The sequence below is a fragment of the Oscillospiraceae bacterium NTUH-002-81 genome, assembly GCA_032620915.1.
Lineage (GTDB): Bacteria > Bacillota > Clostridia > Lachnospirales > Lachnospiraceae > JAGTTR01.
In genome coordinates this window covers 2,982,204-2,997,440 of the sequence record CP136052.1, presented here as the reverse complement: position 1 = coordinate 2,997,440, position 15,237 = coordinate 2,982,204, and the positions used below count along the sequence as shown (strand labels likewise).

11 protein-coding genes and 2 pseudogenes are annotated in these 15,237 nt (G+C 43.9%); 8 read left to right on the top strand and 5 right to left on the bottom strand.

Features of this window, described 5'->3' with window-relative positions; all coding sequences use genetic code 11:
• Positions 1–14 precede the first annotated feature (14 nt).
• On the bottom strand, positions 15–200 hold the full coding sequence (locus tag RJD28_14815) for a BrnA antitoxin family protein (GenBank protein WNV57485.1): 186 nt from the start codon (positions 198–200) through the stop codon (positions 15–17).
• A gap of 289 nt (positions 201–489) precedes the next feature.
• On the opposite strand from RJD28_14815, the gene RJD28_14810 reads away from it, so the two are divergent.
• The 6 genes from RJD28_14810 (at position 490) to RJD28_14785 (ending at position 7,772) form a co-directional block, all read left to right on the top strand.
• Complete coding sequence (locus RJD28_14810) at positions 490–627, top strand: hypothetical protein (protein WNV57484.1); 138 nt, start codon at positions 490–492, stop codon at positions 625–627.
• A gap of 176 nt (positions 628–803) precedes the next feature.
• Positions 804–1,541, top strand: coding sequence for a DUF6577 family protein (locus RJD28_14805; GenBank protein WNV57483.1), 738 nt, complete (start codon positions 804–806; stop codon positions 1,539–1,541).
• 4 nt (positions 1,542–1,545) lie between these two features.
• The gene (locus RJD28_14800; protein WNV57482.1) at positions 1,546–2,595 is read left to right on the top strand and encodes a nucleotidyl transferase AbiEii/AbiGii toxin family protein; all 1,050 of its coding nucleotides are present in this window, start codon (positions 1,546–1,548) and stop codon (positions 2,593–2,595) included.
• 89 nt (positions 2,596–2,684) lie between these two features.
• Positions 2,685–4,997: a DUF3848 domain-containing protein gene (locus tag RJD28_14795; protein ID WNV57481.1), complete on the top strand. Its 2,313-nt coding sequence runs from the start codon at positions 2,685–2,687 to the stop codon at positions 4,995–4,997.
• Between the two features lie 36 nt (positions 4,998–5,033).
• Positions 5,034–5,390: a hypothetical protein gene (locus tag RJD28_14790; GenBank protein ID WNV57480.1), complete on the top strand. Its 357-nt coding sequence runs from the start codon at positions 5,034–5,036 to the stop codon at positions 5,388–5,390.
• A gap of 528 nt (positions 5,391–5,918) precedes the next feature.
• Positions 5,919–7,772, top strand: coding sequence for an LPXTG cell wall anchor domain-containing protein (locus RJD28_14785; protein ID WNV57479.1), 1,854 nt, complete (start codon positions 5,919–5,921; stop codon positions 7,770–7,772).
• A 128-nt stretch (positions 7,773–7,900) separates the two neighbouring features.
• Here the strand turns inward: RJD28_14785 and RJD28_14780 are convergent.
• From RJD28_14780 to RJD28_14765, 4 genes and pseudogenes are all read right to left on the bottom strand, one after another.
• A pseudogene (locus RJD28_14780) lies at positions 7,901–8,278 on the bottom strand (transposase).
• 69 nt (positions 8,279–8,347) lie between these two features.
• Entirely contained in the window at positions 8,348–9,496 is a 1,149-nt protein-coding gene (locus RJD28_14775; protein ID WNV57478.1) for an SLC13 family permease, read from the bottom strand.
• 294 nt (positions 9,497–9,790) lie between these two features.
• Entirely contained in the window at positions 9,791–11,530 is a 1,740-nt protein-coding gene (locus RJD28_14770; GenBank protein ID WNV57477.1) for a hydantoinase B/oxoprolinase family protein, read from the bottom strand.
• Entirely contained in the window at positions 11,530–13,575 is a 2,046-nt protein-coding gene (locus RJD28_14765) for a hydantoinase/oxoprolinase family protein (GenBank protein ID WNV57476.1), read from the bottom strand. Before RJD28_14765 ends, RJD28_14770 begins: the two co-directional genes overlap by 1 nt.
• Before the next feature lie 150 nt (positions 13,576–13,725).
• Here RJD28_14765 and RJD28_14760 point away from each other — a divergent pair, with 150 nt between their 5' ends.
• Together RJD28_14760 and RJD28_14755 are read left to right on the top strand one after the other, a co-directional pair.
• Complete coding sequence (locus RJD28_14760) at positions 13,726–14,382, top strand: peptidylprolyl isomerase (protein WNV57475.1); 657 nt, start codon at positions 13,726–13,728, stop codon at positions 14,380–14,382.
• Positions 14,383–14,732: 350 nt separating this feature from the next.
• Positions 14,733–15,071: pseudogene (locus RJD28_14755) on the top strand (potassium-transporting ATPase subunit C).
• Positions 15,072–15,237: the final 166 nt, after the last annotated feature.

Sequence of the window (15,237 nt, the reverse complement as noted above, 5' to 3'; positions counted from 1 at the left end):
GAGGCGCTTACTTATCAAAGATAATGTTTTACAATATCCGGGTTTTCAAGGGCGCTTTCAAGTATGCGACTGAGAACGGAAGTGTATCCTTTACCAAGGGATTTTGCACGTCTGATTGTTTGAGGGGAAAGCCGCAGTGTGACTGGTTGCTTGCAGCGTTCTTCTCTGTTTGCGGCAGAGATTCTTCGGAACTGGGCCAAGGATTTGATCCTGCAGGAGCATTATGCCCCTATTCCTCCGGCTTTATTCTATTCAGATTTCTTGTTCCAGAGAAGAATTTTCCCAATTAGCAGATTTAGGAATATTGTGCCAACCAGAAGAGTATGCCTTCCCTACGACGGTTAGCGTTGGCGATGGGAAAAATACGCCTAGTTTTTCCGATGAGACCGCTCACATTTTAGCTGGAAAAAAGGAGCTCCTGTTCTTCGAAAATTGGCAGACATCAAATTATAAGCAGGATACATATCTACACCTAGCGGAGAAATTCGATTGACCGCTAAGGAACACGCAGCCTTTACACAGTATCTGCATCTGGTACGTCAGCGGGATGATATGGAGCGACAGCAGATTTACTTCCGTGGTCATACCGATGCGGTGGCGTATCTCAAAAAAATCAAAACGATTTGAATGTGCATAGAATTGGAGATATCGGTCATACTATATAGAAGAACTATTTTTGCGGCAGTAAAACGAGATTACTGCCGCAAAAATATTGACAAAAGCGTTTGACATGAATATACTGTTATTGTAGCGGCAGCAAATGACGTTTACTGCCGCAAAAATAATCAGATGGAGGTGTAGGAATGACCGATTCGAGATATTTTGAAGGTGTAAAGAATCAAAAATGTTTCAACAGGCAACAAGTATTACAATCGTTCCGTAACGCTGGATATCAATTAAGCGATGCTTCCTTTTATAAAAGATTTGCGTCAATGGTTAAAGATGGTGATCTGGCTCGTGTTGGTAACGGCCTGTACTGCCTTCCTGGTAATAATGCAAGACCATATGACCACGAATACTCTGATCTGGCGGTAGAAGTGGCATCTTTGATACAGGAACAATATCCGCTGGTAGATTTTTCTATCCTGGAACTGATTCAGCTCAATGATTTTGTGAATCATCAACTTGCACATAATGTTCTGTTTTTATCTGTGGAATCTGATGTAATAGAATTTGTGTTTGACATGCTAAAGGACCAGTATTTTGGAAAAGTGTTTATTAACCCAACACTGGAAATGTATCACCAGTATTGGAGCGACAATATGATTGTTATTAACAAGCTCACAACAGAGGCACCGAAAAGCGCTGGAATCCCATGGCATACACGATTGGAGAAATTGCTTGTTGATATAGTTGCAGACCCGCTACTGCTTGATTCTGTCAGTGAGAGTGAATATCCGACTATATATGAGGACGCATTTTCCATGTATGTGGTAGATGAGAGTTGTCTATTTCGATATGCAGCACGCAGAGCCGTTGATAAAAAAATTAAGAAACTGATTAGAGAGAAAACAAACATCACATTACGAACAAAGAGGTAAAGATATGCTGTTACAAGAGAATTTTGCCGAAGAACATATTAGAGAGCTGCAAAGGACCAGTCGCAGAGATCCTGTACTTTTGGAACGTGCTGTATATGCGTTTGGACTGTTGGAAGCACTTGCGAAGGTTGGTATGCCCTTTATTTTCAAAGGTGGCACCTGCCTTATGCTGCTGATGGAACATCCGCGTCGGTTATCTACAGATATTGATATTATTGCTGAACCGGGTACAGATTTGGATAAGTATTTGGATCGAGCATCGGAGATTTTCCCTTTTAAGGCTGTTGAGGAACAGAAGTGGATTGGAAAGAACAATATTGAAAAAAGGCACTTTAAGTTCACTTATGATTCTCCAATCAATAACAGACCATTCTACATTCTTCTGGATGTTCTGTTTGAACACAATCATTACTCAGAGCTGGTTCAAAAAGAAATTCAGAATGATCTTCTTTTGACAGAACCGGAATATCTTACTGTTTCCCTACCGTCAGCAAACTGCATTCTGGCGGATAAATTGACAGCATTTGCTCCACACACCACAGGTATTCCGTTAAATTGCGGAAAAGACATGGAAGTCATGAAGCAGTTCTATGATGTATCTTCTCTGCTGGAGATATTTACAGATTTTCAGCAGATAGGACCTACATATGGGAAAATTGCACAGGCGGAAATCGCTTATCGAGGAATTGAAAGCAACAGTAAAGATTGCTTGTGGGATACTTTTGAAGCTGCATTGTGCATTGCATCCCGTGGAAAAGTGAGCAAAGAGGAATATCCGATTTATGTAAAGGGTATTCGGGAACTGAGAAGCCATATTTATGCCGAGAACTATACGCCAGAGATTGCCGCTGGGAGAGCTGCTAAGATCATGTATATGGTTGCATGTCTGTTGTCGGATACAGAATATCTGCGCGTAAATGACTATGCGAAGTTCTTGGATATGAAGATAGAGCAGGAAAAATTGGCTTCTCTTCGCTATATGAGAAAGGTCAATCCTGCGGCATACGCCTATGTTATAAAAACAGACAGATTATTGGCCGAATTGCAGGGCTAACATAAAAATTCATATACATCGCCGATTGGTGTTCTTTTGAGAGCCAGTCGGCTTTTTCTATATCAAAATCAAAACGGAGGTATTACTACATGACCAATGCAGAGTTGAACACAGCATTATATCAAAAGATGTTTGCCGAGCAGGAAACCTATCGGGAATGGCTGCTTTCCCAGCCTTCGGAAGAAGTTCTGAACCACACCTATGAGTACACGGTTCGGGAGGACATTCTTCTTTCGATGGAATACAATGATCTGCCGGATGCGCAGGCCAAAGCGCTTCTGAAATCTCCCAGTCCCCTCGCCGACGTATTTAGGGATTGGGAGCAGGATAACGACTTCACCCCGTTCCTCAACATAATGAACGAGTGGTACGCCAAGGACACCAGCAACAAGATAAAGTCCATCTTCCTGTCCCGTATGAGCGACGGAAAACGCTGCTCCGGCAGCATTCCCTACGGCTACAATCGACTGCCCGAAGATAAACAGACCTTAGTGGTCGATCCTGTTGCTTCTCAGGTGGTAAAACACATCTTTGAGCTTGCGGCAGAGGGCTTGACACCTCCGGCAATTGCAAGACAGCTAACGGAGGAAAAGGTGCTGATTCCATCGGCGTACACCCTCCAATATCACCCCGAACAATGCAACCGAAAAGCAGAGTACGGCTGCACAAACTGGAACGCAAACACGGTAAGAGAGATTTTAAACCGACAGGAATATCTCGGTCATACTGTGCTGAGAAAGCCCATTGGAACGAATTTTAAGACCGATGAACGCCGCTTTGCCACCGATGAGGAACGCCTTGTGTTTGAGGACACCCACGAGCCAATCGTTGACAGCGAGCTTTGGGAGCAGGCGCACAGAAGATTGAAACACGCCACACGCCGTATAAAGGAAGGGACGCACCAAGAGGAATGCTTATTGCCCGGTCTTGTGTATTGCGCTGATTGCGGCAGTAAGATGTCCTATCAGACGAATTACTACAAAAGCGGAGAACCCTATCACTCGTTCCGATGCAGCAGCTACGGGAACAGAACCGTGAACTGCACCATCCATCATATCAGCGACAAAGTCCTCTATCAGTTGGTGCTGCGTTCTATCCAACGCCTTTCAAGCCACATTATCGCAGATGAGCGTGGCTTTGCCGAAGAATTGAAAAGCAAATGGGAAGCACAGGCGAACAGTAAACCGCAAAAGCAAAAGGAAGAACTTCAGACAATCAACCGCAGACTGAATGAGCTTGACCGCCTGATTGGAAGTCTTTATGAGAATTTCATTTCAGGTCTGCTGCCTGAAAAGCAGTACAAGTCCCTGATGAAAAAATATTCTGCTGAGCAGGACAGCCTTGAGAGCCAAGTATCAGAAATTCAGGAGAAGTTGGAGCAAACAAAAGCGTCCTCTGCCCATATCGGGCGGTTTATCAGGCTCATCAAGAAGTATAAGCAGCCCGCAGAGCTGACAAAAGAGATGGCGTGTGAACTAATTGATAAAATCGTTATTCACGAAGCCATAGGCAAAAAGCCGAACCGACAGCAGCAGGTGGACATCTACTATAACTTCATCGGGCAGTTTGACCTCCCGCTTTCCGAAAAGGAAACTGCCGAAGCAAAGCGGAAGGCCGAGCGAGAAGCGGCGGAAAAGGTCAAGCGAAAGAAGAACCGGCAGCGTGAGAGTAATGTTGCCCATCGAGCCAAAGCCAAGGCAGAACGCTGGGCGGCGAATGACGGTCATAAGTACCCGAAGCGTATCTGCGAACAATGCGGCAAAGAGTTTTATCCAAACAGCACAAGGCAGAGGTTTTGCAACACCGATTGCACGAAAGCCCATCAGCAAGCCGAAAAAGAAAAAGAAACGCTATGCCGAAAAGGGCAACCACACCTTCCGTCAAAAGGTCTGCAAGATTTGCGGCATGCCCTTCTGGCCGTCCAACGGTCAGGGAGGTGCTATGCTCCGAGGAATGTAAGGCAATCAACCGCAGGCAGAAACAGCTTGCCTATTATCATCGTAAGCAATCCGAGCAGAAAGCCGGAGAAGCAATATAAATTCAAGGAGGAACACACAATGGAAAAATTCATCACAGACGAAAGGACAGGCTTGCGTTATGAGCTTGTCGGGGACTACTATCTGATTGCCGGAGAGGACGAGCCGGAGGGCAGACCCATCGGCGTATGGGGACAGCGACACTTGCGGTATCTGAAACAGCACCGCAAGGTACTCTATTCCGAACTGCTGATAAGCGGAAAGCTGAACGATTATCCTGCCGACCTAAACGAGCAGGCAGAGGAACTGTTCTCTCGGCTGGTAAAACAACTTGCCGAAAAGGAGAGCGTAACGGAAGCGCTTAAAGCGGAAAACCAAATGCTGTGGGTGCAGAAAATCCAAAAGTTAGGATTTTGCAGCAGATGAACAATGTGCAGAATGTGGCTTCCGAGATTGTGCTGAATGAGTCGATCTACTGCTGAAAGAATGGTTGGGGTATCAATGTTTTCTCGTTTAAGAAACAACATCGTTGTACTGTGGATTGTGCGCTTACTTGCGTTGCCAGTGATTGCGCTGCTTTATGCGGCAGGATTTGTACTTAATCTTCTGTATGGTATCTGCGGCAGCATTGGTATGATTCTTGCCGGGCTGGGCGGCTTTGCGGCTTTCCTCGCGCTGCTGGATGGCAGCTATGCACAGGCGGCAGCTTCGGCGCTTGTGGCGCTGCTGTTATGCCCATTTGCAGCGCCGATGTTGTTATCGCTGGCAGGAAGTGCCTTGATTGTCGCTGCATCAGCGTTATTTGCTTGGCTATTCTGAAAACAGAATATGACGATGAACCGCTGTCGGCTGGACAGCGGTTTTTCTTTTTCAGATAGTATTCAAGAAGTCATAAAGTCGGGATAATAATGGAAGAGGTAATGCGTTTAGAATAGTGACCGACAATATTTTGAACGCTACTTGTGGTTTTATGGACAATCTGCTATAATATCTATGTATATTTTTGAGGAATGGGATTGATATTCTTTTCTTACTAAAATTACGGAAGGAGGGCTTGACAATGATACTCAAAGGCGCGAAAATGGCTCGGCTCGGCAGGAGCATAGCGCCGTTTTTCAGCGTGTCAAGTCTTATTTCATACAATTTATAACGAACCAGTTGCCGGAGACAGGGCGCATTATGCCTTGGCTTTGGTTTTTAGCGTTTGCCGGAAGGATGGTGGTTTGATATTGAAGTCCTAACCACGACCGGCAAATCAATCTTTTCCGGTTAAACCTTCTGTCTTCTCCGGCGTGTCCGCTGTCGGAGGAAGTAAATAGCGGACAATTAAAAAATGGAGGAACTCTTATGAAGAAAAAACTATTTGCAGTCCTACTCAGCATTGTAATGGTAGCTGGATTGCTACCGACCGTAGCCTTTGCTACGGAAAACTACAATCTGTATGTAAACGGCGAACAGTTCACAAGCGAAAAGCTCTCTATCGCTTGTGGAGAAGGAACCGCAAGCTATGACCCGAATACAAAGACCCTTACGCTTAACAATGCCGCAATTACAAACGGCGGCAAAAGCGATGAAAGTCCTAAGTACGGTATCAGAGTAGTCGGAGACACCGATTTAACGATCAAACTTTCCGGCACAAACAGCATTACTTTAGATAACGGCGGCGGAATTTTTGCAGACGGTAGCAGTGATAATTACAATATTATCGGTGACGGTAAGCTTACAATCAATGTAAAATGGGATGCACTCTATACGCTTAATGGCAACATCAGCATATCCGAAGGTGCAAAGCTTGATATAACTTCTGCTGAGGGCTGCGGAATTACTTCTTATAACAAAGGAATACTTTCCATTGACGGCGCAAAGGTTGCGGTTTCTTCCTATTACACTGCTGCAAGCGCCAAGGAACTGGAAATCAAAAACAACAGTGAGGTTGCTTTGATTGCAAGCGAGGATCAATTTAACGCAGTGTATATGGGCGATGAAAACGGCGCGGGCAAAATTGAAATTATCAACTCCAAGGTGGAAGCAACAAGCCATTATCCCGCTTTGTTTACCGAGGGCAATCTGACGGTTAACGGCGGCGAGGTAAAATGCACCTCTACTGCGGACAGCGCAATATGGACTAATGGCGATATTCTGATCAAGGGCGGCGCCAAAGTAACCACTGACGGTAAATACCCGATGGGCGGTAACGGTACTTTTACCGTAGAAGAAGCAGAGATTGATGCAAAGAATACGAATGCGAATAATATCCCTGCAATTTTCGATGAATGTGTGCCTGTGATTGCCGATGGCTATCATCTGAACTATGCAAAAGCTGTAGACTCGGAAGGAACAGAAATTGACCTGCTTTCCAGCGGTAATCAGTACTTTGCACTTTATAAAAATGTTCATTTTATCACAAAGGCTGTCTATCCGGTTTCTTTCGTTGTAACGCCGGACGGTCTGACCAATGTTGTTGTTAAAGTGAATGGTCAGGAGGTTACCGGCTCTGTCAGTTTGGAAGCAGGAACTTACCCTGTTGAAGTAACAGCCGATAACTGCAAAGCATACACCGGCAATATAACGATCACCGCCGATGCGGCAACGCATACGCAGACGGTTGCAATGACTTATTTACCTGCCGACTACACCAAAGTAGACGCAGCCATTGCCAAGGCAAATGCACTGAACAAGGACAACTACAAGGACCTCACCGCCGTGGAAGCTGCCGTCAATGCTGTTGTCCGTGACAAGAGCATTACCGAACAGGACGAAGTAGATGCCATGGCAAAGGCTATCGAAGATGCCATTGCTGCCCTGCAATACAAGGATGCAGATTATACAAAGGTAGATGCAGCCATTGCCAAAGCAAATGCACTGAACAAGGATAACTACAAGGACTTCACCGCCGTGGAAGCCGCTGTGAATGCTGTGACCCGTGGTAAGAACATTACCCAGCAGGCAGAGGTTGACGCTATGGCAAAGGCTATTGAAGATGCGATTGCTGCCCTGCAATACAAGGACGCCGACAAGACCACCCCGGCACCTGCTGCCACGGCCACTCCGGCACCTGCTGCAACAGCCACACCTCAGTACACCATTCCGCAGACTGGCGACACCAGCAACCCTGCTTTGCTGGTTGTCCTTATGCTTGTCAGCGGTAGTGCAGCCATTGGAACAGCCGTTGTTGCCAGCAAGAAAAAGCACAACAGATAACTGAACAGCCCCCTCGCTCCATCTTCCGGGCAAAGCAAAAGCGCCGCAGCGATGTGGCGCTTTTCTATTGCCACAAAGCAGCAAATAGCGGGTTTCCCCACCATAAGCGATAAGTTATATTCCCCACCATAAGCCTGAATTTCCCGACATCCAAAAAGGTTGGTGATCACACGGTGTGCTCCGATATAGTAATCTCCGATCTTTTCATTGGAAAAAGCAAAATCTGTTTCAACAGAAAGTCTCTTCCCATGTTTGGCGGGACGTCCTCTGCGGCCGGTATGTGCAGGAGCAGGATCATACATGACAGAATCAATCCTTGCATTGCCAATCAGATCCAGATTCGGATATTCATCAACGATGGATACCAGATTCTGTTTTGTATACCAGCTGTCACAAAGGATGATGATATGATCTTTGCTGTGAAATTCAGGCATAATCTGCCGGATCATGGAGGCTGCCAGTTCCAGTTTAGATTCTTTTTTCTGCCACATACGATAGCCAAGAGGAGGAGAGTGCCGCGGAGAATTTTTTGCGAAGAAAGAATTGTTATAGCTTTTGTAATTCCGGGAAAACCTTTATCTAAGAAAAAAATACAATATTAACATGAATATCATGAATATAATATTGGAGGTTGTGAATATTCCCAAATACTTCCCTCTCAGATTCCTGTTTTCTTTTGCAATATATTTGAAACTTATCAGGCTTGCCATGGATGCAATCAGAGTGCCGAGACCTCCAATATTGGTTCCGACAATTAAAGCCCGGTAATTATCTGTAAAGCCGGATAAAAGAAGCGCAGCGGGAACATTGCTCATAATCTGACTAGCAAGAACAGCAGTAAGTGTTTCCCTTCCTGCCATGATTCTTTCCAGAAAACTGCTGAATTGCGGAATCCTTCCAAGGTTGCCGATAAAAATAAATAATGCGATAAAGGTGGCAAGCAGGGAGTAATCCACTCTGCTTATATTTTCCCTGTTTCTTAGCAGCATATATATAAGAACCAATACAAGAGGAATCTGGTATGGAATGATACGTGCAACAGTGAGCAGGCAGATTGTAAATAAGATCAGGTAAGCGGCCAGGTATTCCATGTTAAGTTCTTTTCTGTCAGAGAATCCTAAAAGAGTTTTATTTTTTTCGGAACCGCATACGTGAGGTGCTTTGGCAGCGGCTACCTGTATCCATATCAGAAGAAGGATAAGTGCTGTGGCGGAATAGGGAAGCATCAGGGTTATTAATTCTGCCGTGGACATCCCTGCTCTGGCATATAGATAAAGGTTCTGCGGATTTCCGATTGGTGTGAGCATGCTTCCGAGATTAGCAGCGATTGTCTGCATGGCTACTATTTTAAGAAGCCAGTAATTGCCCAGTTCCTTTGGCAGTTTATGCACAATGATCAGTGCAAGAGGAACAAAAGTAATCAATGCCACATCATTGGTGATCACCATTGACAGGAAGAAACATAAGAGTACCAACAGCCTGATCACACCCACAGTTCCCGATGTTCCCATCAGCAATTTTTTGGCAAGTATATCAAAAACACCAACAGCCTTCAAACCAGCTACAATTGCCATCAAACAGAAGAGGAGCCCGAGAGTCCTGAAATCGATATAAGTAAAATAAGCCTTATCCGGTCTGACCCAGAACATAGAAAGAAGCGCCAGGATCATTGCGATTGACAAAACGGTTTCTTTCCTGAAAAAAACATATAATTTTTGTAACATAATATTTCCTTTCCGGTCTGATACGACTGCATATAAGTATATCACAGAAACATCCAGAAAAAAAGAATATCATTTTGTATTGTGGATTTTCCTTTCGACTTAATAGGGCTCCTCACCCTTCGTAAATTATGTCGTAGAATTCAAAAAGATATTGGTTACCTATTATGAGACCAAAGGTATTGAGAATATCAGTATATTTTCAAAAAGTACTAAAAAATCTCCTAAACAAGAAGTGCCGCAAAATTCCTTATCTCAGTGATTTTGCGGCATCTACTTTATACATTGAATATGATATTATTTTTCAGCTTTCTGACGTTCTTCTGTCAATCCAAGCACTTTGAATGTTTCAGGATCAACCAAAACACCATAGTCAGCCTTGGCCTGTTCCACAGTGATATATTCATTCTTAACATCCATAGCTACTTTTTCAGCAGGACGCTTAAACGGATTACCATATCCACCACCAGTTGCTGTAACCATACGCACAACATCATTGGTATTCATAACACGGCGTGCTGCAATTCCCATTGGTTCGCTTACGGTTCCATCTGCATCAATAAACTGGAAATAATTTACAGAACCGTCTTTTCCACCAGCTGCACCCCATACCGGCCATTTATTTCGACCAAAAGATGCTGTAAAGGTCTGATTCTCATTCATAGAACGGTATACACGAACCGCACCACTTCCGCCACGGTATTCTCCCGCACCTGCCCCATCAGTATGCAGACTGTGCTCATCTACACGAATTCCATAACGAGTCTCAGCCATCTCTACCGGCACATTATAAGTTTCTCCATCGCCAACACAGAAAAGTCCTACCTGACCATCATGGCCTTTGCAAGCTCCCCATCCGCCAACAGTTGGCTCAATAATCAGATAATCATTTCCAAAGTCCTGATGTTTTCCGGCCATCAATACGGTACATACAGAAAGTAAATGTCCTGCACCAAGAGATTCCGGGAAAACCGGTGCAAGTGCTTTCCATACCAAGTCAATAACGTAAATCATGCTTTCATAATAACAGGAGGTTGCTGCCGGACGATTCGCTTTCAATACACTGCCAGGTTCACAGATTGTCCGCAGCGGTGCAAATACACCATCATTTACGGCCAACTCTGGTCCTACCACAGACATAAAGACTACTTTTACACCTGCATATGCTGCCGTTGCTCCGGAATTCACGCATCCTACTACCTGCGGATCGCTACCCGTGAAATCAGCAATAAATTCATCATCGGTAATGGTAACTTTTACCTGTAAATGAACTGGATTGCCATGTCCATCGTTGTCCATGTATTCATCCATTTCCCATGTGCCTTTTGGCATCTCAGCCAGACGGCGGCGGGCTACTTTTTCGCCCTGGGATACCAGACGTTCCATAGATCCTTTTACAACGTCTGCCCCATATTTATCGCATAATTCACAAATACGTTTTTCACCTGTACGAAGAGAGGATATCTGACCCCACATATCTCCCTGTGAGATCTGCGGATAACGCATATTGCTGCGCATCAGATCCCATACAGGTTCCACCAGTTCTCCGCGATCCACCAGTTTTGTACCAGAGAAACACATACCTTCCTGATAAAGGTTTGTTGCATCAGTCGTAAAGGATCCTGGTGCCATGCCTCCGATATCACTCCAATGAGCTTTGTTACCAGCAAAAGCAATCAGCTCGTCATGATAGAATATAGGCATTACCATTCCAACATCGGACATATGGGTTCCTCCGCCCATAAACGGATCGTTGATAATATATACATCACCCGGATGAAGATTTTCCTTTCCATGTTTCTCCACAACTGCACAAATCATGGGTGAAATCATACCGATAAATCCGGTAACACCATTTCCCTGGGTAAGCAGTCGACCTTCAGCATCTGCAATACCGCTGGCATAATCCAGTGTTTCATAAATAATCGGGCTCATGGAAGTCTGTGCAAATGCATAGAAAATTTCGTTACTTACTGCAATCAAAGAGTCTTTTACAATATCCAGTGTGACCGGATTAATCTTTTCTTTCTCAGCCATTATTCCATCTCCATTTCTACGATCAGGTTACCGTATTCATCTACACTTAAGCTTTGTCCCGGGCAAACTACAGTTGCGGTAGTAGGCTCTTCTACAACCAATGGACCCTGTGCTTTTGCACCGAATCCAAGCTTGCTCCGATCATAGATTGGTGTATCCAGCCAGCCATCACCGTTAAAGAATACAGGACGTGTTTCCTTCAATGCGCTGGAAATATCATCTTTTTGAGGTGCAATCTTCTGTAATGCAGGTTTGTTCAACTGACCATATGCCACAAGATGAAGATTTACAATCTCTGCCGGTGTATCTGGCAATGAGAAGGTATAGAAATGCTCATGTGTTTTGTGGAAACGATTCATGATTTCAGCACGATCTTCCTCTTTCCATGGATAAGCCGGAGCCTGTACCTGTACCGTATGTTCCTGTCCCGCATAACGCATATCTGCAATAAAAGTAAATACAGCCTGATCTTCCTTAAGTCCCTCAGATGCCAGTATCTTATGTGCCTCATCAATCTGTGATTTCCACATCGCATTCAGTTCATCCATAGAAGCATTCTGGAATGAAAGAATCTTTGTCTGAATAAAGTCATGACGAATATCACTCATCAGCATACCCCATGCTGAAAATACAGAAGCTGCTACCGGAATAATGACCTTACGAATATTCAGTTCTTTGGCGAGTGTCGGTCCATGCATCGGGCCTCCTCCTCCAAATGCAACCATCGCAAAATCACGAGGGTCATATCCACGCCGTACAGAAATCAGCTTTAACGCATTATTCATATTAGAATCTGCCACACGAATAATGCTCTCTGCTGATTCTTCCGCAGAAATATTAAAATGTTTTCCGACTTTTTCCACCAAAGCATTCTTCACATTGTCAAGAGAGACTTCCATGTCGAAATTCTTCGCAGAAAGACGTCCTGCAATCAGATTGGCATCTGTGGTGGTGGGTTCTGTTCCGTTCTTTCCATAAGCAACAGGTCCCGGAAGCGCACCTGCACTCTTTGGTCCAACTTTCAGAGATCCTCCTTCATCGATCCATGCGATGGATCCTCCACCATTTCCGATCTCTACAATATCGATAACAGGTGCCATGATCGGATAGCCTGCATGTCTTTCGTCTTTTTCGATATAGTAAGAAGTAGTTACTTTTATTGCTCCCTGATCGATCAGAGAACATTTCGCTGTTGTTCCACCCACATCAAATGCGATAATATTCGGTTCGCCAATGATTTTTCCAAGAATAGAAGCACCAAACACACCGGCTACAGGACCTGATTCTACAATATTAACAGGAGTCAGTTTTGCCTGTTCAAATGTTGTAGTTCCGCCATTACTCTGCATGATGTAACGGTTTTCCGGCATTCCGGCATCTGTAAGTCTCTGTCCCAGACGATTCAGATAAGAGGATGCCACCGGCATAACGTATGCATTCAGAACAGCTGTTGAGGTTCTTTCATATTCACGCCATTCTCTCGTGATATCAACAGACGGGCATACATATACTTCCGGCCATAATTCTTTGATTTTTTCAACTGTTTTACGTTCATGTTCTTCATTTGCATAAGAATTGATGTAGCAGACAGCAATAGCCTCCACCTGTTCCTTTTTCAGATATTCCACTGCCGTGCGAATATCTTCTTCACTTAATGGTGTCAGAATTTCACCTTTATAGCTGATACGTTCTGTCACTTCACGGCGTAAATAACGCGGAACAAACGGTGTTGGTTTTTCAAATACCATGTTAAACAAATCCGGACGATTACCTCTCGCCAGTTCCAGAATATCCCGGAAACCCTTTGTTGTGATCAAGGCTGTTTTTGCACCTTTTCTTTCTGTCAGTGCATTAATGATCGTTGTGGTTCCATGGAAAAAAGCCTCAATGCTTTTCATATCTACACCACTTTTTTTCAGAACGTCCATAACACCCTGATCAAAATTCGGCGGTGTGGTATGTGCCTTTTCCAGAATCAGCGATCCATTTTCATCAATCGCTACCAGATCAGTAAAGGTGCCGCCAATGTCAGTTGCAACTTTCATATTAGGTTCCTCCTCGTATGTTATTGTCAAATGTACAAAATCCACTACTGCAATTTTTTCCATTCTTGCGTATCAGTGTATCATATATACTTTACCAAAGCAATCTGTTATGGTAATGAAGTGCAGAATATCTATTGAGTCTATATAGATTTGGAAAAAGAAATGTGTTACTATGAAGCAAAACAGACAATAAATGATATCTTCTATTTACAGAAAGGCAAAAAAATGAAACAAAATCCAGTTGCCACAATAACTTTTTCAAACGGCAGTGTTATTCAGATTGAGCTTTACCCCGATATTGCCCCCAATGCAGTTACCAGTTTTATATATCTTGCAAAACAAGGTGTCTATGATCATTACCCAATTGAGAGAATCGTCCCAGGCTGGGTTCTTGATATGAGTTACCATGCTTTTCATAATCCCAAAGCCTGCTATTTCATTCCCAATGATGTAAAATCCGGAAAATATCTGGAAGCTGTTCCAGGTACAATTGGGCTTGGCGGTTATGGCGCACCAGAGATTGCAGGCGGAGAATTTTTCTTTCCACTTGCGGATTGCCCGGCAATCACTGGCGTTTATCCTATTTTCGGAAAAATTGTAAATGGCATGGAAGAGATTCGACGTCTTGAACAATTGGAAACTTATCCTGTTCCATATCCAGGTGAACCGAATGTTAAGATCAACACCCCTGTTTATCCTGTCTTCATCGAACAGATTCAGATTGAAACCTTTGGCGTATCTTATGGAGAACCAACTCGCCTGACTGGCATTGCAAAACCACTTTTCTGGCCTTGTGTCTCTCCTTAAAAATTTAAAAACTGCGTTATTAATATAATAAGTAATTTAACAGAATTAGATTACAATGAATGTGTGAAAACAGAAAGTGTTACACGCAATCATATTATAAGATGTATGGATAAATAGATTTCGGTTTGGTGATTATCTCTCAAAACAGATGCAGGGATCTATATCTTTGTAATTTAAATCCCTGCATTTTGTTTCATAATATCTTATGTCCTAAATTCTTGAATTTCCTGATGCCCCAATATTCAATATGCCCCTCTATCTATGGACGTATGGAATAATGTTAATAGCATTCGCTGACTGGTAAGCTTTTTCCTTGTTCTGTTACCTGTAAAATCCTCTGTAATTAAAGCCACAAAAATACGGCGTACATCTCTCCGGCAAGCGAGGAGTATGCACAGCTCGTGGCAGAGCGGGTGGAAAAGCTCCGGGCTGCCGACCCGGATATGGATGAAACAGCTGTTCCGGTGGATCTTGTTACTTGTTCCGGCAGTGGGCTTGATCCCCATATTTCCCCGGCGGCAGCGGAGTATCAGGTAGCACGTATTGCGAAAGCGAATGATATGACCGATGATGAAGTACGCAAGATCATCCGAAAATGCACCGACGGTCGATTCCTTGGCATCTTTGGCGAAGAAACCGTTAATGTGTTGGAGGTCAATCTGATGCTGGATGGTATCCTGGATGAATAAATGAACATAGCAAAAATTGTGATGTCTTATGCAGGATTCTGACAAGGAAACGGCTGATTGAATTTCTGGCGCAAGCTCGTGATAAAAAGAATAAGTTCTGCATCTTTAGACGGCCTTAATACAGATACGCATTCTCTTTTACCTTCTTTACTCCATTTGATTTATG

Bases quoted from the DNA above. Each gene is read 5' to 3' on its own strand.
- RJD28_14775 (WNV57478.1), bottom strand. From the start codon at position 9,496: ATGTTACAAAAATTATATGTTTTTTTCAGGAAAGAAACCGTTTTGTCA.
- RJD28_14800 (WNV57482.1), top strand. From the start codon at position 1,546: ATGCTGTTACAAGAGAATTTTGCCGAAGAACATATTAGAGAGCTGCAA.
- RJD28_14790 (WNV57480.1), top strand. From the start codon at position 5,034: ATGAGTCGATCTACTGCTGAAAGAATGGTTGGGGTATCAATGTTTTCT.
- RJD28_14770 (WNV57477.1), bottom strand. From the start codon at position 11,530: ATGGCTGAGAAAGAAAAGATTAATCCGGTCACACTGGATATTGTAAAA.
- RJD28_14805 (WNV57483.1), top strand. From the start codon at position 804: ATGACCGATTCGAGATATTTTGAAGGTGTAAAGAATCAAAAATGTTTC.
- RJD28_14785 (WNV57479.1), top strand. From the start codon at position 5,919: ATGAAGAAAAAACTATTTGCAGTCCTACTCAGCATTGTAATGGTAGCT.
- RJD28_14765 (WNV57476.1), bottom strand. From the start codon at position 13,575: ATGAAAGTTGCAACTGACATTGGCGGCACCTTTACTGATCTGGTAGCG.
- RJD28_14795 (WNV57481.1), top strand. From the start codon at position 2,685: ATGACCAATGCAGAGTTGAACACAGCATTATATCAAAAGATGTTTGCC.